Source organism: Oleidesulfovibrio vietnamensis (genome assembly GCF_055388115.1).
In genome coordinates this window covers 2,266,459-2,286,566 of sequence record NZ_AP042419.1, presented here as the reverse complement: position 1 = coordinate 2,286,566, position 20,108 = coordinate 2,266,459, and the positions used below count along the sequence as shown (strand labels likewise).

Annotated in this window: 14 protein-coding genes and 1 tRNA gene; 3 read left to right on the top strand and 12 right to left on the bottom strand. The window is 55.0% G+C overall.

The features are described 5' to 3' along the window. Positions 1-12: 12 nt before the first annotated feature. The 4 genes from ACZ5D1_RS10235 to ACZ5D1_RS10220 form a co-directional block, all read right to left on the bottom strand. A complete protein-coding gene (locus ACZ5D1_RS10235; protein WP_464554819.1) occupies positions 13-3,216 on the bottom strand; it encodes a UvrD-helicase domain-containing protein in 3,204 nt (1,067 codons plus the stop codon). A 1-nt stretch (position 3,217) separates the two neighbouring features. Further along, on the bottom strand, positions 3,218-4,570 hold the full coding sequence (locus ACZ5D1_RS10230; protein ID WP_011367545.1) for an ATP-dependent 6-phosphofructokinase: 1,353 nt from the start codon (positions 4,568-4,570) through the stop codon (positions 3,218-3,220). Between the two features lie 186 nt (positions 4,571-4,756). Then, entirely contained in the window at positions 4,757-5,752 is a 996-nt protein-coding gene (locus tag ACZ5D1_RS10225; protein WP_273193874.1) for a glycosyltransferase, read from the bottom strand. Between the two features lie 15 nt (positions 5,753-5,767). Further along, complete coding sequence (locus ACZ5D1_RS10220; RefSeq protein WP_027181382.1) at positions 5,768-6,331, bottom strand: HD domain-containing protein; 564 nt, start codon at positions 6,329-6,331, stop codon at positions 5,768-5,770. A 240-nt stretch (positions 6,332-6,571) separates the two neighbouring features. Between ACZ5D1_RS10220 and ACZ5D1_RS10215 the strand changes: the two genes are divergently transcribed. Both ACZ5D1_RS10215 and metG read left to right on the top strand, forming a co-directional pair. Further along, on the top strand, positions 6,572-7,696 hold the full coding sequence (locus ACZ5D1_RS10215; protein WP_011367548.1) for a PSP1 domain-containing protein: 1,125 nt from the start codon (positions 6,572-6,574) through the stop codon (positions 7,694-7,696). Between the two features lie 43 nt (positions 7,697-7,739). Next, positions 7,740-9,668 (top strand): methionine--tRNA ligase, encoded by a 1,929-nt coding sequence (metG, locus tag ACZ5D1_RS10210; protein WP_464554818.1) that lies wholly within the window; start codon positions 7,740-7,742, stop codon positions 9,666-9,668. A gap of 106 nt (positions 9,669-9,774) precedes the next feature. On the opposite strand, the gene ACZ5D1_RS10205 is transcribed toward metG, so the two are convergent. Genes ACZ5D1_RS10205 through ACZ5D1_RS10195 form a run of 3 tightly spaced genes read right to left on the bottom strand, consistent with a single transcriptional unit; the run spans position 9,775 to position 11,454 of the window. Beyond that, positions 9,775-10,458: a TVP38/TMEM64 family protein gene (locus ACZ5D1_RS10205; RefSeq protein ID WP_011367550.1), complete on the bottom strand. Its 684-nt coding sequence runs from the start codon at positions 10,456-10,458 to the stop codon at positions 9,775-9,777. Further along, positions 10,442-10,723, bottom strand: coding sequence for a hypothetical protein (locus ACZ5D1_RS10200; protein ID WP_011367551.1), 282 nt, complete (start codon positions 10,721-10,723; stop codon positions 10,442-10,444). Before ACZ5D1_RS10200 ends, ACZ5D1_RS10205 begins: the two co-directional genes overlap by 17 nt. Before the next feature lie 8 nt (positions 10,724-10,731). Then, positions 10,732-11,454, bottom strand: a complete 723-nt coding sequence (locus tag ACZ5D1_RS10195) for a glycosyltransferase family 2 protein (protein WP_011367552.1) — start codon at positions 11,452-11,454, stop codon at positions 10,732-10,734. Between the two features lie 111 nt (positions 11,455-11,565). Between ACZ5D1_RS10195 and ACZ5D1_RS10190 the strand changes: the two genes are divergently transcribed. Next, positions 11,566-11,642, top strand: a tRNA-Met gene (locus tag ACZ5D1_RS10190). A gap of 242 nt (positions 11,643-11,884) precedes the next feature. On the opposite strand, the gene feoB is transcribed toward ACZ5D1_RS10190, so the two are convergent. The 5 genes from feoB to ACZ5D1_RS10165 all read right to left on the bottom strand — a co-directional run bounded on the left by feoB (position 11,885) and on the right by ACZ5D1_RS10165 (position 20,106). Further along, the gene (gene feoB, locus ACZ5D1_RS10185; RefSeq protein WP_011367553.1) at positions 11,885-13,870 is read right to left on the bottom strand and encodes a ferrous iron transport protein B; all 1,986 of its coding nucleotides are present in this window, start codon (positions 13,868-13,870) and stop codon (positions 11,885-11,887) included. A 1-nt stretch (position 13,871) separates the two neighbouring features. Beyond that, entirely contained in the window at positions 13,872-14,105 is a 234-nt protein-coding gene (locus ACZ5D1_RS10180; RefSeq protein WP_011367554.1) for a FeoA family protein, read from the bottom strand. 173 nt (positions 14,106-14,278) lie between these two features. After that, positions 14,279-16,426 (bottom strand): TonB-dependent receptor, encoded by a 2,148-nt coding sequence (locus tag ACZ5D1_RS10175; protein ID WP_464554816.1) that lies wholly within the window; start codon positions 16,424-16,426, stop codon positions 14,279-14,281. A gap of 181 nt (positions 16,427-16,607) precedes the next feature. Further along, a complete protein-coding gene (locus tag ACZ5D1_RS10170) occupies positions 16,608-18,359 on the bottom strand; it encodes an ABC transporter ATP-binding protein (protein WP_464554814.1) in 1,752 nt (583 codons plus the stop codon). Further along, on the bottom strand, positions 18,352-20,106 hold the full coding sequence (locus tag ACZ5D1_RS10165) for an ABC transporter ATP-binding protein (RefSeq protein WP_051363841.1): 1,755 nt from the start codon (positions 20,104-20,106) through the stop codon (positions 18,352-18,354). The genes ACZ5D1_RS10170 and ACZ5D1_RS10165 overlap by 8 nt, the downstream gene beginning before the upstream one ends. Positions 20,107-20,108: the final 2 nt, after the last annotated feature.

Here is a 20,108-nt window from a genome sequence, read left to right as displayed (position 1 = left end):
TTGCTTCCGTGGTTATACCGTGACTGTTTGCTGCAGATCCAGATAGATGATGACGCCTGCCGCAGGCACGGGGGAAATCTGCCGCAGCAGGTTGAGATAGCGCGATACCTGCTGCCTGTGGGCGGCAGATTGTGCTCCGGTTTTGTATTCCACAACGGTACGGGTGTGCCCGTCATCCACCAGCAGGTCCACACGGTGCAAAGCACCGTCGGCGTCCATGACGCTTTGTTCCGGTTGTCCGTGCGCAAGCCAGCGGGGCATGTCAGGCAGAGAGGCAGCCCAGCGCAGCATGCCATGCAGTTCCTGCGCGGTGCTTTCTTTGTCCGGTACAGGAAAAGGGCATTTTTCCAGCGCATGGCTGACAGCTCTGCGGATATCGCTTTCCGTGTCACCTGTCAGCTTGAGTGACTCCATGCAGCTGTGCGCCAGTTCTCCCCGTCTGCGTTCGTCAAAAACCACATCTTCAAGCGGATTGCGGAAAATCTTGAGCGTGGGCAACCAGTCCATGGGCATCCAGCTCTGCAGCGCCGCTGCCGGTTCCGCAGGGGCGGAACATGGGGCGGAGCCAGCGCATGGCTGCTGCACGGCATCGGCGGTTGTGCCGGCGGGGCTGCTGCCTGCAGCCTGTGCGTGCGGTGTTTCGCCCCATTGCACCGTTTCGCCCCGTGCGGGGTAATCTTCTCCCAGCATGACACGCAGAGCGGATAGCATAGGTGCTTTATTTTCGTTGCGGGAGGTGCAGCCGAGAAAGGCATGCAGTTCATCCACGGGACGGGTCCACGCCACATACAGCAGATTAAGTTGCTCACATGCGTCACGTGCCCGTGCGGCGTACCACTGCGCACCCAGTTCGGCACAGGCTGCAACCATGACGTCTTGCCCGTCCACAGTGGTGCGCACCGGCGTGTTGTCGTTTTGCAGCGTGTGATGATGAAATGGGATGATGACCACCGGAAATTCAAGGCCTTTGGATTTATGCATGGTCATGATGCGCACCGCATCAAGATTATCGGGCATGGGCACTTTTTCTTCCGTGCCGTGTTGCTGCCAGTATTCCAGAAATGTGGACAACGAGCGCAGTCCTCTGGCATCCGCAGCGTGGACTATTTCCAGAAACCTGCGGATGAACACGGTATCCGCAGGGTGGCGGCGGCAGACCATGAACCGGTTGAAAAGTTCCTGCACCGTATCATACGCGCTCATCAGGCCTGCCTGAGTATAAAACGGGGCAAACCATGTTTTCCATATGTCGGGGTAAGTTTCCCGCAGCCATGTGATGAGCGGCCTGTCACCGCGCGTTGCAAGCTGCCCGTCAAGGCTGGCACGAGCGAGTCCGCCTGCGCCGCCGAACAGTTCGCATCCGCAGAGCACTTCGCACAGCGCCAGTTCATCCAGCGGGTAGTCGAGAAAACGCAAAAATGCCACGGTCTGCGTGATCAGCGGGTGGTCGGCAAGCCGCAGACTGTTTTCGGTGATGATGGGAATATCCCATTCCACAAGCCATTCGGCCACCCGTCCGGCTTCAGGGTTTGAGCGGACCAGTACGGCAATGTCGCGCCACTGGCGGCGTCCGGAAAGTTCTTCAGTGATAAGTCTGTGCAGTTCATCCTTCACACTTTCATACAGATCTTCCGAAGAATCGGCGTACAGGTCGTACAGCCGTACCAGACCGCCCGAGCCTTGTCTGTGTTCCGGCACCTGCTGGGCGGTGCCGGTAAAGGAGCGCAGAATGCGTGACGCTGCTTCTTGGATAACTTCTTCGGGAGCGTCGTCATCGCAGATGGCGCGTGCGGCAGCCAGTGCTGATTGGCCGGAACCGAGGGGCTCGAACAGCCGGTTGTTGGTGGTCACCACAATTTCGCTGCTTCGCCAGTTGAACGGCAGGAGCAGCTGGCGCGGAGAGGGGCATATGGCCCGCAGTTCCGGTTCTTCCAGAGCGCCGTCAAACAGGTCGGAATCGCCGCCGCGCCAGCTGTAAATGGCCTGCTTTACGTCGCCCACGTAAGTGACGCTGCCCCCCTTGGCCAGACATTCAGTGGCCAGCGGCATGATGGCCTGCCACTGATCCCGGCTGGTATCCTGAAATTCGTCCACCAGCAGATGCGTAAGGCGGGTGCCCATGCGGCAGAACGCTTCGGACGCGCCGGCCTCGCCGGACAGCACGGTGCGGGCATAAGCGGGCCAGAGCGCGTTGGGTACCAGCCCTTCCTGCTTGAGCATGCTCTGGGCCTGTTCTGTAAGCAGGTTGATAAGGGTGATGAACGGCGCCTGCTGCAGGGCGCGGCGCATCAGTTTGCCTTCCCGGCTCAGCCAGCCGTACGCTCTGGTCAGTTCATCATGGGCACGGCGCATGTCTGCAGATGCGGTTCCCTTTGATTTTTTGTTCAGGCAGTCGTCAATATCCGGCTTGGTTCCCATTTTTGATTCGGGAACGACGGAAAGACTGCCGAGAGGCGGCAGTTTTTTGAGAAAATTGACATAGTGCGCACTGGCTGCCAGTTTTTCGCGTTCAATGCCCTGCAGAAGAAAACCTGCGGATGCCTGCAGTGCATGCATATGTTCCGCCATGCGGGCCTTCAGCTCTGCGGCGTCGACGCAAGGCATTTCTTCCTCGGGATGGCGCAGGCGGTACCGCATAAGGTGAAGCAGCCTTTCGCGCAGGGAGTTGCCCGCCATAAAGCCCTGCATGTCGGCGTGATACAGCAGCGACTCCGAAGCATCCACCAGCTGTTGCCGGAGCAGAGGAGAGCCGCTGCGGGCCTGTTCGAGCATGCGTTCGTACAGCGGGGTGAAAATTTCCTCTTCGTCAAAGACCGGCTCGAAGTCCGGCGGCAGGCCGAGCTCTAGAGCACACAGCCGTACAAGCATATGCAGCAGGCTGTCTATGGTGCGCACATTGAGCGAAGAATACCGCCGCAGCATGGTGTTCACCCAGCGGTGCGCTCCGGACGCCGGCCAGTCAGCCGCGGGGCCGCTGGCGCCCATGCCCAGAGCCCGTTCCTTTAGGGTACGGATAATGCGTTCCTGCATTTCCGTGGCGGCCTTGTTGGTGAAGGTGACGGCCAGTATTTCAGGCCAGCAGTAAGCCGCGCCCGCAGGGGCTAATGCACAGGCGGCGGAAGACTCTTCGGACGCGGCGCGCAGCCGGTCAAGAAATTCACCGGTAAGCCGGTACGTTTTGCCGGAACCGGCAGACGCCTTTATCTGTTGCAGCATGTTACGCTCTGGGGCAGCTTCTGGCTTCGGGCGGAACCATACCGGCCAGATGGCTCTGACCTGTTGATTCGAGCACCGCACGCCAGAAGTCGGAGATGATATTGAGTTTGCGTCGCTTGCTGGTCACAAGGTCCAGCGGAAGATGAATATACCTGTCCATCAGTTTGGCCACGACCATGCCGGTTTTGCCGGCCATGCCGGCGTGTACGGCGTTTTGGCCCAGAAAACCGCAGTATACCCTGTCGTTGGCATTGGCGGGGACTGATCTGATGATATAACTGGGGTCTATGTATTTAAGCGTGTGCGGTATGCCCAGTTTGTCAAAGTGTGATTTGATTTCCGTGCGCAGCAGAGTTGCAATGTCGCCCAGAATAGGGTTGCCGCTGGCGTCGGTGTCATGCGAACCCGAAAGCAGATGCTGGCCGGCACCTTCTGCCACCACGATGACGGCATGGCTGCGTTCGCGCAGCCGCTGGGCCAGTGCATTGAGCAGACCGTCTTCACCGTGCAGGGTGAAAGGAGTCTCCGGTACCAGAACAAAATTCACTTCTTTGAGCGACAATGTCGCCTGCGCGGCAATGAAGCCCGATTCGCGCCCCATGAGTTTGACCAGTCCTATGCCGTTCATGGCGCCCACAGCTTCGGTGTGTGCGCACTGAATAGCCTCGGTGGCTTTGTCCACAGCGGTTTCAAACCCGAATGACTGGCTGATGAAATTGATATCATTGTCGATGGTTTTGGGAATGCCTATCACGCTGATTTTCAGCCTGCGCTGATTGATCTCGCCGGTTATGGATCTGACGGCCTTCATGGTGCCGTCGCCCCCAATCATAAAAAGAATATTGACGTTCATCCGCTCCAGAGCGTCCACTATTTCTTCCGGCGACTGCGGCCCGCGCGAAGAACCCAGAATGGTGCCGCCGAACTGGTGTATGTCGCCCACAAGGGCGGGCGTCAGTTCCACCACGTCATGGCCGTAGCGGGGAATGAACCCTTCAAGCCCGTACTTGATGCCCAGCACTGCGGGAACGCGGTAGTTGTGGTACGCTTCCATCACTATGGCGCGGATGACATCATTGATGCCGGGGCACAGCCCGCCGCAGGTGACAATGGCGCATTTGGTTTTGGAAGTGTCAAAGTAGACATGACGGCGGGGGCCGGCAGGCTCGAATGTGAGCGGAACTACTTCATCGCCCAGTTCTTCAACCTGATCGTGATCAAGAAACAGACTGAGTCCCTGCTCTTCGTTGGCAAAGCGGCAGTATGACAGAGGCGACGGAATTTTGGCCGGTCCCAGATTGGGGATGGTGGTGTCCAGAACTATGGAACCGCTTTCAAAACGGGTGGCAGTCATGCTTCCTCCTGAATACAGGTTGGCTGATGAACAAAGGCAAAAGTATCACATGGTTGTTTGCTTTTCCAGATGCCTCACATGACGATAGCGGGATTTGCCCCTTTCTGCCTGTATTTTTTGTTACGGACAGGCGCATAAAAAAGGCCGGAAGCGTTCCGGCCTTTTTGTAAAACGGGAGAGAACCGGCTATTCCCACGGAGTGGCAGGATACTGTGTTCCCAGCTGGGTGTCTATCATGGCCAGTGCGGTTTCTTTAATAACCACTGCATTATGGCGGCTTTTTGTGCAGTCTCCCACCACAGGCAGAATGTTGACACAGAAACGCAGAGAGTGGGCTGCAAGATCAAGCAACGTATTGGCTGCAGAGGTGAGAATGCAGTAGTTTTTCCATACGTACATCATTTCGCTGCGTACGCGGTGGCGCACGACTTCCGTGCCGTACAGATCAAAATCGTGCACTTCCTGTTTCATGGCAAAACCGTCCAGCAGGCGGACTCTGGCCTGAGGCACATATGCTGTTTTTCTTGCGGGATTAAGCGCTTTGTGCACGCGGCGGCAGAAATCAGTATCTGCAAATCCTCCGAAAAAGCGTTCGTCCAGCGGGCCGAGACACCGGAAGGCTTCCATGCGTACGCAGGCAAAGCTGAAAGGCACGCTTTGAACTTCTGCGGGCTGCTCCATGCGTCTGCCGCCATAGGCAGCATGATTAAGGCATGTGGCGGGAGCCATGGCGGCAAGGCCGAAAGCTTCGGTGAATTTTGTCAGAAAACCGGGCAAACGGCGGGCACCGCGGACGGTGAGTTCTTTTTTGTCCACCACTTTGCCGCCGGCAATGGCACAGTCGGTGTGTGTTTCCATGTGGTCAAGCATGCGGCGCAGAGAGCCGGGCAGTACTTCCGTACGCGGATCAAGAAAAAATACCAGATCACCGGTGGCTTGCCGCAGAGCTTTGTTGGCTGCTGCTGCAAATCCTGTGTCCGTGGTGTTTTCAATAACAGTGACGGCGCTGCCGGCATTGCGGGCGCTGCGGGCGGTGCCGTCGGCAGAGGCGTTATCCACAACAAAAATCTCGGCTTCCGCGCCCAGAGCAGACACGTCGGCCAGTGCGCCGAAAACAGATTCGAGGCAGCTTCCGATGTACTTGTTGACGTTTCGGGTTACGATAACGAATGATAGTTTCATGGCGAATCCTTTGGGCTAGCCCGCTTTGGCAAGGCCGACTTCGGCTGCGATGGGGCTGATTGCGTCAATGGCGATCTGCAGAAAATCACCAAGCTCCAGGCCAATCTGCTCACATTCCCGTATTCTGTCTCTGTTGACACTGGCGGCAAACGCCTTGTCCTTCATTTTCTTTTTAAGGCTCTTGGGTGTCATGCCCTGCATACCCTGAGGGCGTACCAGCGCGTTTGTGGCCACCAGGCCGGTCACGCTTTCGCTGCAGCGCAGGGCCCAGTCCAGTGCGGACTGCGGCGCATGGCCGGTACATTCTGAATTGTGGGCGCGTATGGCGGCCAGAGCAGATTCGGGCAGTTTTTCTGCCAGCAGATCCATAGCCACCAGGCCATGGCGTTGGGGGGTGTCTTTGGTCAGAGGAAAATCGATGTCATGCAGCAGTCCGACCAGGCCCCACAGGTCTGCGTCTTCGCCTTTACGCTGTGCGACATTGCGCATGACAGCTTCGGACTGGAGGGCGTGGTGCACAAGGTGCGGCTCGGGACCCGGACCGCGAAGCAACTCCAGCGCTTCGGTTCTGGTCAGCATGAACGTTCTCCTTTCAGAGCGGTCTTCGTCCGGAAACATGCCGGACTTATTTTTATTCCGGAGCTAGTTAAATAATGCACAATCGTCCTGCTGACAACCACAGAATGGCTTTATTGACAGCTTGCTCATAAAAGCGGAAAAGAGGAGGTTATTTCGTACAGTAAATAAAAAGGCGTGTGAAAACGCCTGTCATGCGCACCGCAGGCGGCGGGCACGCCCGCTGCAAAGGATATTTTTTCAATGAGCAGTATTGTTGGCGTTAAGTTCCGTGAATACGGACAGATATATTATTTTGACCGCGCCGGTCTTGAGCTGCAGCCCGGAGACAATGTTGTTGTCAGCACCGAGCAGGGCGAAGGACTGGGCGAGGTGGTAACGCTGCGCGATGACCTGCCCGAAGATGCCGAAACCACCGAATTGAAGCCGGTGGAAAGGTTGGCAGGTTCAGAAGATCTGAGCGCGGCGGAAGAAAATGCCGGACTGGAGCGTGAAGCCGCGGCATATTGCAACGAATGCATACGCAGCCTCGGGCTGGATATGAAGCTTGTGGATGTGGAGGTTTTTTTCGACCGCAGCAAGATAGTTTTTTATTTTACAGCTCCCACACGCATAGACTTTCGTGAACTGGTCAAGGAACTGGTTAAAAACTATCGCACCCGTATCGAGCTGCGGCAGATAGGCGTTCGCCATGAAACCCAGATGATCGGCGCGGTGGGCAACTGCGGTATGGTCTGCTGCTGCCGTCGCTTTCTGCGCAAGTTTGCACCTGTCACCATCAAGATGGCGAAAGAACAGAATCTTTTTCTTAATCCTGCCAAAATTTCGGGCATTTGCGGACGCCTGTTGTGCTGCCTGAGCTATGAGCAGGAAAACTATGAAGATTTTCACCGCCGTTGCCCCAAGCTTGGTAAAAAATACCAGACTGATGAAGGCGGAGCAAAAGTGTTGCGGGCCAACATGTTCCGCAACAGTGTAACTGTGCTGCGTGAGGGGGGCGAAGAAGCAGAAATTTCGCTTGATGACTGGCGTGAGATCAATCCGCACAGGCCGGATGCTCCCCAGCCGCAGAAGCAGCCGCAGCCCGAAAAGGCGGCACGTCCCGCACCGGAAGAAGCTGCCCCGGCGGGTGAGCCTGCTGCGCCTGTTCAGACGGCTGAAGCTCCTCAGGCTGCCGTTGCCCCGCAGCCTGCTGACGCAGCGCCTGCGGCACCTTCCGAGCCTGCCGCTGATGACAAGACGGCCAAGCAGGCCGAACGCCGTAAAAGTCAGGTAAAGAGCGCCGACGGTACATCACGCCGGACCACCCGCGGCAAGCGTAAACGCAAACGCCGTACCAGAACCGACGAATACGATCAGAACGACTAACCCCGAACGATCATATCGCCGTTGCAAAGACGAGGAGTAGACGTTGCAACCTTTTTACATCACGACCCCCATTTACTACGTTAACGCCAAGCCCCATCTGGGACATGCATATACGACCATCGTGGCTGATGCGCTGCGCCGTTTTCATACGCTGCTGGGCAAGAAAACCTTTTTTCTGACCGGTACCGACGAACACGGGGATAAAATAGTGCAGGCTGCAGAAAAAAACGGCTGCACCCCGCAGGAATATGTGGACTCCATAAGTGCCACTTTCCGTGACCTGTGGCCCTCCATGGGCATTACTTATGACCGTTTTGTCCGCACCACCGATGAATCGCATAAAAAATGCGTACAGGCCGTCCTGCAGAAGGTGTACGACAGCGGAGATATTTATTTCGGCGAATATGGCGGGCACTACTGTTACGGGTGTGAACGTTTTTATACCGAAAAAGAGCTGGAGAACGGACTTTGTCCGCAGCATCAGGTCAAGCCGGAATACATTGCCGAAAAGAACTACTTTTTCAGAATGTCCAAATATCAGGACTGGCTGAGGCAGTATATTCTGGACAATCCCGATTTTATCCGCCCCGAGCGGTATCGTAACGAAGTGCTTTCGCTGCTGGACAGCGGCGCGCTTGAAGACCTGTGCATTTCCCGTCCCAAAAGCCGCCTTTCATGGGGGGTGGAACTGCCGTTTGACACGGATTACGTGTGTTACGTGTGGTTTGACGCGCTGCTGAACTATGTGTCGGCGCTTAACTGGCCCGACGGAGAAGAGTTTACGACGTTCTGGCCCGGAGTGCAGCATCTGGTGGCCAAGGACATTCTGAAGCCCCATGCCGTGTTCTGGCCCACCATGCTTAAAGCGGCCGGGTTTGAACCGTACAACAACCTGAATGTGCACGGTTACTGGCTGGTGCGCGACACCAAAATGTCCAAGTCGCTCGGTAATGTCATAGAGCCTCTTGAAATGGCCGGCCGGTACGGGCTGAGTGCTTTCCGGTATTTTCTGCTGCGCGAGATGCATTTCGGCAGTGACGCCAGTTTTTCCGAAGAGGCACTGGTAGCCCGTCTTAATGCTGATCTGGCCAATGATCTCGGCAACCTGTTCAGCCGTGTGCTTTCCATGACAGGTAAGTACTTTGACGGTGTGGTACCTTCTCCTGCCGCATATACTGCGGATGATGAAGATATCATCAATCTGGCCAAGGATGCCTGCCGCAACTATGTCCGCCTGTTTGAACGCGTGCGTTTTTCCAATGCGCTGGAATCATTGTGGGAGCTTGTGCGCGCGCTGAACAAGTATGTGGACAGCAGCGCCCCGTGGACGCTTTATAAAACCGGTGACACGGCCCGGCTGGGCACTGTGCTGTACGTGCTGCTGGAATGCATGCGGAAAGTCGCTGTCAATCTGTGGCCTGTCATGCCCGAAGCGTCCGAAGCAATGCTGGGTCAGCTGCATGTATGCTTTGACTCTGCCGGTACCAGGCTGCAGGATGAAGCCGAAGCCTGGGGCACATTGCAGGCGGGTGGCAAGGTCGAAGTTTCTTCCGGTCTTTTCCCGCGGGTGGAGGTGGCAAAGGAAAAAGACCGCCCTGCCGAGCAGTCGGTTCCGAAAGCACAGCCAGTGGCAGTGCCTGCTGTCGAGTATGCCGAGTTCGAAGACTTTCAGAAGGTCGAGCTGCGCGTGGGCACCGTGCTGACAGTTGAAAATCATCCCAAGGCGGATAAGTTGTACCGCATCGAGGTCGATCTGGGCGAAGAGCAGCCCAGACAGATCATCGCCGGTTTGAAAGAATTCTTTGCTCCCGATGCGCTGATGGGACGTCAGGTGGTCGTTGTGGCCAACCTGAAGCCGCGCAAACTGCGCGGGTTGGAGTCGCAGGGGATGATTCTGGCGTTGCGTACGGAAGACGGCATGGAGTTGCTTACGGCATCCAATCCTGTTCCTGCCGGTACGCGGGCTTCTTGACGGTTCAGACCTGCAGAGGATAAAAATACAAACGCCGCCTGAGAGATGCTCGGGCGGCGTTTTTTTGTCGGCAAAGCCGGAAAGTATGCAAGTTGGTGCAGGCGGGCTATTCAGATCCGTTTTCAGGGTCGTCCAGTGTTTTTTCTACCCTGTAACGCCGGTACAGCATCCAGCCCAGCAGGGTGGAAACGGCAAACAGCAGGCCGCTGATGGTGGTCCGCCATACAGGGTCCACCCGCACCCCGCTGCCCAGCAGGGCAAAAATGAGGGTTTGCGGTATGTAGCCGATGAACGAACCGCCGATAAATGTTGCGGCGGGGATGTTGCTTACTCCGGCGGCAAGATTGGTCAGCAGGTTGTTGCCCACGGGCAGGCAGCGGATGACCAGTGTCATGCTGAAGGGGTTGCGTTCTATGAAGTTGTTCAGTCTTTCTATACGTCTGCCGTGTTTTTTCAGCACATAGCCCCGTCCTGCCACTCTGGCCCAGCCGAAAACAAAGGCACAGCCCAGCGTGGTGCCAAGCACGCCCCATACGGTGCCCATCAGCGCACCGAAGGCGTACCCCGCCAGAAAGCTGACAAACTGCCGCGGAGCGCCTACGGCAGTCAGCCCGCCGCTGACAAGCAGAAACAGGACATATCCCCACACGCCGCGTCCGCGGATATGGGTATCGACCCATGCCGTATCGAACATGGTATCGAGACCTGCGGCATGAACCGCGTAAATGACAGCGGCCAGTGCGGCAAAAATCATGAAGGTTTTGGCGACTGCTTTATTTTTTTTGTTCATTTCTGCTCTGGTGCTGCGCCAGTTTTATGTAGCACATCATGGCCGCGGCCTGTCCCCAGAATAAAAGCTGATCCTGTTCCAGTGCGGCAAAGACACAGCAGGCCGCTGCTCCTGCAACGGCACATGCAAAGCGGGCTTTCAGCCGTGCCGATGTGCTGGAATACCTTCCCGTAAAGGAAATACGTACAAGAAACCACAGAAACGGAATCTGGGCGGCAAGTCCGCTCCAGAAAAGAATCCAGTGCCGCAGATCCGGGGTTTCCATGGGGCGGATCAGTTTTTTTCTTTGATGGCGTAACAGATGTAGCGCTTTTTCATCCAGCGGATGGCCAGCAGGTCAAAAAACGTCGTTTTTGCCCTGTCCCATATGCCATATTTGGATGTGCCGTGCAGTCTGGGACGGTGGTTGACCCTGACTTCGGAAACAGTGGCGCCTTGGCACTTCATCAATGTGGGCAGAAAGCGGTGCATGCCCGTAAACATCGGGATGCGCTTGGCCATGCTGCTGCGCATGACTTTGAGTGAGCAGCCCGTATCGCGCACGGTTTCCTCGCTCAGCCAGTTGCGTATACGGTTGCCTATTTTCGAAGCGATTTTTTTGGCAACGGTATCTTTGCGGTTGGCACGCCATCCTATGACCATGTCAAAGCCTCGGGCGTATTCCGCAAGCATGGAAGGAATATCAGCGGGGTCATTCTGCAGGTCTGCATCCATGGTGACAATAACATCGCCGCGGGCAGCTTCAAAGCCCGCACTGAATGCGGCAGATTGTCCGCAATTGTTTCGCAGCGCAACGAAGCGCACATGGGAGCTTTTTGCCGCAAGCTCCTTTATGACATCAAGGCTGCGGTCCTTGCTGCCGTCATCAACAAAGACAACCTCCCACTCTTTGCCTGTGACAGCCGCAGCGCGGCTTATTTCGTCGTACAGGACAGGGAGGTTTTCTTCTTCGTTAAAAACGGGAACGACAACGGAGAAAAAAGTAATGTCAGACATAGCTCGGCTTTCATATGCAATTCGGCATTGGATGTAAATCACTTGTTGACACTTGTCGCGGCAAGGGCTAGATACTCCCTCTCGGTCAGGGAAACATCTCTGGCTGCATGTCGCGGGGTGGAGCAGCACGGTAGCTCGTCGGGCTCATAACCCGAAGGTCGTAGGTTCAAATCCTGCCCCCGCTACCATGAACGCAGAACGGCAACCGATCAGAAGATTGGTTGCCGTTTTTTGTTGTTTTCCATCCTGCCGGAGAGTCTGTTTTGCGTCAGCCCATCATCTAGCATCAGGTTGGGATGTTTGCAGGCGGATGCCATACGGTGTGCCGTTTACGGAGCATCTTTTATGCGCTGTCCGCCCCGGGGGCCTGATTATGCATCTTCCCGCAGGCGGCGTTTGGTTTTGCCCGCGGGAAGATGTGTATCGGACGTCAGTATGTTGCTGCCACCATGCTGCCTATCTGGAAAACTGCAGTGGCCACGATGAAAGGAAGAAGAATGGTATAGCTGATGACTACCGCAAGCGTGCGGTAAGAGCCTGTCTCGTTGTACATCATGCCCAGAGTGGCAATGCACGGAATGAACAGACTTTGCGCGCACATGAAGGCAATGGCTGAAAGTGGGCTGACTGTGGCCTTGAGCGTTGCGGGCAGCGCCCCGATGGGGGTGTTGTAGATAACGCCCATGGTGGCCAGCACCGCCTCTTTGCTGATGCACGAAGCCAGAAGCGAGGTTATCAGCCGCCAGTCTGCTCCCATGGGGGCCCCCAGCGGGGTAAGGTATTTGCCCAGCTGGCCCATCAGGCTTGTTTCTATGCTGCCGCCGGGGTAATATGAAACAAACCAGACTATTACACTGAAACTGACAATCAATGTGGACGCTTTTTTCAGAAAAGCCAGTGTGTTTCTGAATACCTGACGCGAAATGGTGCGGATGTTGGGCCGGTGATAGTGGGGCAGTTCCATCAGCAGACCGCTGATGCTGCTCTGACGGGGAATGAAGCGTCCGAAAACAAGGCTGCAGCCCCCCAGAATAAGCATGTTGAGGCTTATCAGCGAAAATACCACGGCAAGAGCCTGAAGAGGCGGAAAGAGCCAGCTTGCCAGAGAAACCAGCACTATCAGTTTGGCCGCGCAGGGCACCAGCGGTACCAGCAGAACAGCGAGTTTGCGCATGCGCTGGTCGTCTATGGTCCTGCAGCCCATGATTCCGGTAATGTTGCACGGCATGGAAAAAAGCAGAGGAATGAATACCTTGCCGTTCAGCCCTATGCGGGTCATGGCCCTGTCCATGATGAACGCCGCCCTTGCCATGTAGCCGATGTCTTCAAGCACGGCAAAAACCGCGTAGAAAACCATGATGAACGGCAGCATGCTGAGCACCGCGCCCACCCCGCGCCATGTGCCGGTGAACAGTGCCTTTGTGACAATCATATCCTGCGGAATGCCTGCACTGGCAATTGCTTCCAGTGCCTGTGATGTCTGCCCGATCTTGAGGGCCAGCGGGAACCCCAGCCCGAATCCCACGATGATGGAGAGCAGCAGTATGCCTGCCATGGCGAGCGCACCTGCAAAAGGATGCAGGAGCCACCTGTCATATGAAACGGTTTTTGACGATGCGGGTGCGGTGCTGCCTGTCCCCAGAGCTTCTTCCAGCCAGCCGTAGCGTGCCTGCTGCACATAAGGCTGCACAAGCAGGTCATTTTGTACCCACGCCGCATCTTCGCCCACTGTGCTGCGCAGGATGTCCCTTTCTTCTTCCCCGCCTTCCATAGCTTTCCATACAAGTATTTCGGACCGCATCCGGGTAAATCCCGAAACATCGCAGACCTGCTGTACCAGAGCGGTGAAGCTGCGTTTGAGTCCTTCAGGAAGTCCGGAAGCAAGCTCCGGCACGATATGCTTGGGAACAGGAGGAACCTTGAGGGCCTGTGCGATGGCCTGCTTGAGCTGGCCGAGTTCCTGCTTGCGTGAGGCGGAGAGCAGCAGAACCGGTACACCGGTTTTTTGTGAGATATTTTCAACATCGAGATGCTGCGAATTGCCTCTGGCTATATCCGCCATGTTCATCACCAGAACCATGGGCTTTTGCAGCATGATGACGTCCAGCGCGTAATGCAATGTTCTTTGCGGGCTTACCGCACTGGCCACAACTACAGTGACATCCGGTGAATAGTTTTTGATGAAATCAGCGGCGATACGTTCTTCCTGCGAAAGAGCATCCAGCGAGTATGTTCCGGGCAGATCGATCACTGCGTAGCCGCCATCCTGTCTGCTTGCCTGGCCGGTTCTTTTTTCGACCGTTTTTCCGGCCCAGTTTCCCACTTCCTGATACATTCCTGTCAGGGCGTTGAAAATGGTCGATTTTCCCGTATTGGGCTGACCTGCAAGGGCAACTACGTGAGTACCGGCTGACATGTCACAACACCGCCTGAGCAGGTTCAAGACGGATGCGGGATGCGATATCATACGACAGCGCCAGATATGTTCCCTTGCATTCGACCAGCAGAGGGCCTTTTTTACGTGCTTTCAGCATGCGCACCGTGGTGCCGGAGCACAGTCCCATTGAGGCGAGGCGTTTCAGTAATTCCTGATTTCCGCTAACGGCGGTCACAACGGCTTTTTGCAGTTCCTGCAGATGGGTCAGGCACATATAAACTCCTTGAGGGGTGATATAGTATTCCAGTTACGCCAACGGTGCGGAACGGAATATCGTGATCGGGCATAATTCTGACGCAAACGTACCGGCAGAAGAAACGGGAGGCTCTCAGGCAGAGCCTCCCGCTGTTCGGGGACTGTCTGTGACAGTCGGGGCAGTAAGGGGAGCTAGAAACGGTAGACGAGGTTGACGCCGAAGGTCAGCGGATCTCCCGACTGGGCATAGACGGCGCCCATGCCGGTCAGATAGCCGATTTTGCGGTATTCCTGATCTGTGAGGTTTTTGCCGTACAGGTATACGTCAAAGTCTTCGGATTCGACCCCGATTCTGGCATTGAGCAGCTGATACGGGTCTTCGCTTACCGCGTTGTCGCTGCCCCAGTACTGTTTGCCCACGCCGATGACTTCACCCCGCGTGAAAAGCGTAAGCGTATCGGTAAGCGGGTAGCGGTACTGGGCAGAGAGCGAGTAGGTATGGTTGGGCACATACGGGGGAGTCTTGCCGGAATAATCCACGTTTTTAACAGGATCTGTGTACTTGTCGTATTCCATTTCGGTATAGCCGTATGAAGCGTTGATATCCATGCCTGTGAAGGGGCGCACACCCACTTCCAGTTCGGCTCCGCGGGAATGCGCTTCACCTGCGTTGTCGACAAGCATGGTCATTTTGCCGGGAATCCCCACCGAAACCTGCATGTCTTCAATTTCGATATAGTAGGCAGACAGGTTGGCGTACAGTCTGCTGTCCAGCCAGGTGGATTTGACGCCGACTTCATAGTTTATGGAAGTTTCAGGATCAAAGCTGACGGATTCCGGATTGTTAGGGTCGTACATGAAGTTGAACCCGCCGGAACGGTAACCCCACGCCAGCGATGCATAGGCCATCAGGTTATCGGTAAAGTGGTATGCCGCCGAAAATTTGGGCAGCCACTGCTGCGAAATGATGCTGTCGCTGCCTTTCAGGTTTTCCACCGTGGTGCCTGTGTCGGCGCGTTCGGTATAGTCGTGAAAATCACCGTCACGTTTTTCCCATTCCCACCTTATGCCTGCCGTCAGGTCCAGCTTGTCAAAAACGGTGACCGTGGCCTGACCGAACGGAGCAAAACCATAACCTTCAAGATCGGCTTTGTTGTGGTTTGCATTGCCGGGAAAGCCGAACATGGGCGGCATATCTTTGCCGTCGGTGGTGGAGGAGATATCTTCCTGCTGGCTGCCCCATGCGTACACGCCGGTTGTCCAGCGGAAGATATCTTTGTCGGTTCCGGCCGAGTACCGCAATTCCTGTGAATACTGGTAGCTTTCACTGTCGTTGGTAAACGTGTTCATGTCTGCGGTGGAAAAGTCGAAGTCGGAGTCGGACCAGAGGTTCAGCTTCTGGAAAGCGGAAATGCTGGTGAATACTCCGTCATCAAGTTTCCATTCAAGCGAAAGCGAACTGCCCAGCACCTGCCTGTGTGTATCCGACACATGGTCGAAGTTGGCGGTGTGAGGGTTGTCTTTTACATCGTCCAGAAGCTGCAGGGCAGAGGTGCCGTGTCTGTCGCCTTCGGCATACAGTTTGAGGTTGGCTTCAAAGTTGCTGTCTGCAGGGGCAAGGCGCAGATGTACCCGGCCGTCTACCGATTCCATGTTGTCGACATCGTTGTCGAGAAAGTCGTTTTTGGTGAATCCGTCGCGGACTTTGTACGAGCCCGCCAGCCCGAGGTACAGACTGTCTTTGATTACCGGCCCGCTGACAGCACCCTGATACTGTTGCAGATTGTAGTTGCCGAAGTCGGTGCGTATCTGCCCGCGCAGTTCGTTGTCCGGCTTGCGGGTTGTAATATTGATAACACCGCCAAGACTGTTTCTGCCGTACAGGGTACCCTGAGGCCCGCGCAGCACCTCTATGCTTTCAATATCGTACAGGGCCATGTCCAGCGATTCGCTGCGGAACTGCGTGACGCCGTCGATGTTGAAGTTTACAGCCGGAGCGTTATGTGTGGAGCCGAGTCCGCGCATGAATATGCGCTGTTCGAATGCGGCGCCGAAGTCAATGAAGTGGATGTTGGGCATGTAGGAAACCGCCTCTTCAACGGAGGTCAGCCCGGCATCTTCTATGGCTGTTTCAGAAAGAACAGAAAGGCTGGCTGGCACATCCTGAGAGTTCTGTTCGCGTTTTTCCACTGTGACAGTGACAGTATCAAGCTGATAGTGAGTTTCTTTATCAGTCTGAGGTGAGTTTTTTCCATCTTCTGCCAAAGCGGCCCACGGGGTCGCAAGCAGCAGAAAGCCTAAGGCAACGAAGCCTCCCCATTGCTTTGCATAATAAAGCATACGTCCGTTCTCCTCTGAACATGTTCCGGCAGGTAACCGGCAAGTAGCTGGAAGTAGTGTAGTGTGCTTGCAGCGTACAGGCGTTTGAAGTTATTCAGTATGTCAGTAAGTTGCGGGGTGCTGTCGCGATCGGTTCTTTTTTTGCGGCAAAAAGATAGCCGTGCTGTCCCCGTGTCGTGCATCAGGCAGCCGAGGCTTCGCAGTCGTTGCTGCGCCGCAGTTTCCATTGACTTATGGCGTGCTGCAGATTCCAGAAATGTGCGAAGCGTCCGTTCAGCTTCAGCAGTTCGGAAAATGTTCCCTGTTCGGCAATCTGGCCCTGCTCGATGAAAAGAATCTGGTCCGCGTTGCGCACGGTTGAAAGCCGGTGGGCAATAATGAATACGGTTTTTCCCTTGCCCACTGCTGAAAATGCCTGCTGCACCAGTCGTTCGTTTTCAGTGTCCAGCGCTGCTGTCGCTTCATCCAGAATCAGAATGGGGGCGTCCCTGAGGATTGCGCGGGCGATGGAAAGCCTTTTGCGTTCTCCGCCCGAGAGCAGGGCGCCGTTTTCTCCTATGCAGGTGTGTATCCCCCGGGGCAGCCTGTCTATGAAGTCTTTGCAGCGTGCCGCTTCTACAGCCTGCATTATTTCACTTTCCGTGGCTGTTTCTCTGGCCATTTTCAGGTTTTCCAGAACAGTGTCGTTGAACAGGTAGGCGTCCTGCATGACCAGCGAAACATTCTGCAATATGGTGTCCGGCGAAAGAGTCTGCGTATCGGTACCGCCTATGGTTATTGTACCCGACTGCCTGTCCCAGAAGCGGATCAGCAGGTTGGCTATGGTTGTCTTGCCGGCTCCGGACGGTCCGACCAATGCGGTTACCGTGCCTTGTCCTGCGGTAAAGCTCAGGTCACGCAGTATCTGCTTGCTGCCGTGAGCAAAGCTGACGTTCCGGAATGCAATGCTTTCAAAGTCCTGCGGAAAACTGGTTATGGAGCCTGTCTGTTCCGGGCTGCTCAGAAGTGCGTCGATATTGTCGGCGGAGTGCTTCAGATAACTTAGTGTGGAGATGTATGGCCCTACTGAATTGATAGGGATGTAAAACCGTAAGGCCACAAGCATGAAGAGCAGAAACTGAAAAAGAGGGAGCGAACCTTCAATGAAGTGAGTTCCTCCCACGTAAAGAATGCAGACTATGCCCAGTGACGCTGTGAACGCGTAGAGCTCTGTTACAGGCCAGATAAACGATTCAAAGCGGATGCTGTTGCTTGTCAGGTGCTGCAGTGTGTTTGTAAGACGGCTGAAAGCGCGCCCGGTGATGTTCAGTGTTTTAAATGTCTGAATGCCGTGAATATACTCTATGATGCGTGCCGTGCTATCCTTTCTTGCTGTAAGCATTCTGCCGCCAAGAATGTCCATTTTTTTATGGGACAGATAAAGGAATATCAATGCCGGCGGAAGAGTTGACAGAAGTAAAAGCACCATGAATGGGTTGATGAACAGCATTATGACTGCAATCATGGCAGGAACGGCTATGCACGAGAGGATTTTGTTGTAAATATGTGAAGCGGTCAGCTCCACATTGGTGACGTCAAGCAGCAGTGTTTCCACATTATGGCCGGAGTCCCTGCTGAAAATTGTTCCCAGTGGCAGCTTGCGTAAGTGTTCTCCCAGCGCAATGCGTATTCTGCTTCCCAGTTCAAAGGCGTACTCACAAACAAGCTTGTGTGACCGTATGGAGCAGAATGCCTGTACCGTAAAGCAGGCAAGCAGCATGACAATGGCAATGGTGACGTTGAAGGAAGGCGCTGACGGTGAAAGCAGGGTTATGAGTACGGCATAGATAACCCCCAGCGGTGCACCGTTAAGAAAAGCTTCACCCACGGCATACAAAGTGCTCCGGATAAATTTTGCATTGGATATGTTAAGACGTGCTGTGATGTTATGCATGCTGTTCCTCCGGCATGTTGAACCCCCATTGGTCGCTTGCCTGCTGCGCAGCCCAGAGGCGGGAATATACTCCGCCGTTAGCAACCAGCGAATCGTGTTTGCCGGTTTCCGCTACGCTGCCGTTATCAAAAACAATGATTTTGTCTGCTTCAGTGATGGTGCTTAACCGGTGTGCAATGACAATTACGGTTTTGCGGGCCAGAAGAGTGCTTAACGCCTGCTGGATGGCAACTTCATTTTCCGGGTCTGTGTACGCTGTGGCTTCATCCAGAATTACAATGGGAGCATCTTTGAGGAACGCACGGGCGATGGCTATTCTTTGTCTTTCTCCGCCGCTCAACGGTACACCGCCGTCACCTAGAGGTGTTGCATAGCCCTGCGGCAACGATGCAATAAACTCATGTGCTTTCGCCATGGTCGCAGCGTGTATTACTTCAGCGTCTGATGCATCAGGGCGCGCGGCGCGGATATTGGCCATGGCTGAGTCGCTCAGTAGGAACGTATCCTGAAATACAAAAGCGATGTGTTCGAACAGCTGCTCCTGATTCAGGTCGCGCAAGTCATCCCCCCCCAGCGAAATGGAACCGCTCCATACGTCCTGCATGCGGGCAATAAGCTGCGCTGCCGTTGTTTTGCCTGCTCCTGACGGGCCGACCAGCGCTGTGAGTCTGCCGTAGGGGATGGTAAATGAAATATTCTGGAAAAAAGGCGCATCAGGTGTGTAGCCGAAGGTGACGTTGCTGAACTGTATGTCACCGCTGCGCGGGCTCAGGTTGGTACGCGAAGGAGGAAGAGGCGGTGTTGATAACACTTCATCAATTTTGCCGACGCCTTCTTCTATCTGCCGCAATTTGCTGGCAAAGCGGCTTAACCTGTCCAGAGGCAGCGCATAGCCGGAAACAAGTAGCAAAAAGAGGAACAGTGACTCAAAAGTCAGTCCATGGCCGGAGTAGAGCCATATTCCCGGAGGCAGAACAAAAACAATACCGCTTATGAGCGATGTGCCGAACAGTGCATAAAACGTGCTGGCGTTCTTGTTCCATGTGATCATAACATCGCGTACAGCGTGTACGCTGTCTGTAAAGCGTGTAAATGTGCGTGCAGTGCGGTTGAAAGATTTGATAAGAGTTATACCGCGTGTGTACTCCATGATGCTGTCTGTCATTGCTCCCATGGCTGCATGATAGGTGTGCATGTGTTTTGCGGCTTCTTTGGCAAGTATCCGCTGGCATAAGACTGCCAGCAGCAGCGGGCACAGTGCAAAAAGGGCCAGCCGCCAGTCGACGGCAAAAAATACGGCAAGGGTAAAAAGCGGGGCTGCAATGGATGCAAACAGGTCCGGCAGGTGATGGCACAGAAGATTTTCTATTCTTTCGACATCTTCAGTCATTATTTTGTGCAGGTTACCTGTGGACTGCCGGGTGAAATACATGCCGGGAAGTTTGCCGATATGGTCCGCAAGCCTGATGCGTATGTTATACAGTGTCCTGTATCCGGCCTTGTGCGCCGACACTGCACTTGCCCATCTCGATAACGTCCGCAGTATTATTGCACAAAGCACAATGCCGCTATGGACAGCGACGGCATGTTCCGTAAGTGTTCCTTCTGTGGTATGAATGACAAGGCTGTAGACTGCAAAGTATGGAATGAGCTCGAACAGGACATCCAGAATTGCAAAAAATGCGGCGAATCCTAGCAGAAAATGATTGCCGCGTGTCATGACAATTACTTTCTTGTACATTTGCATGA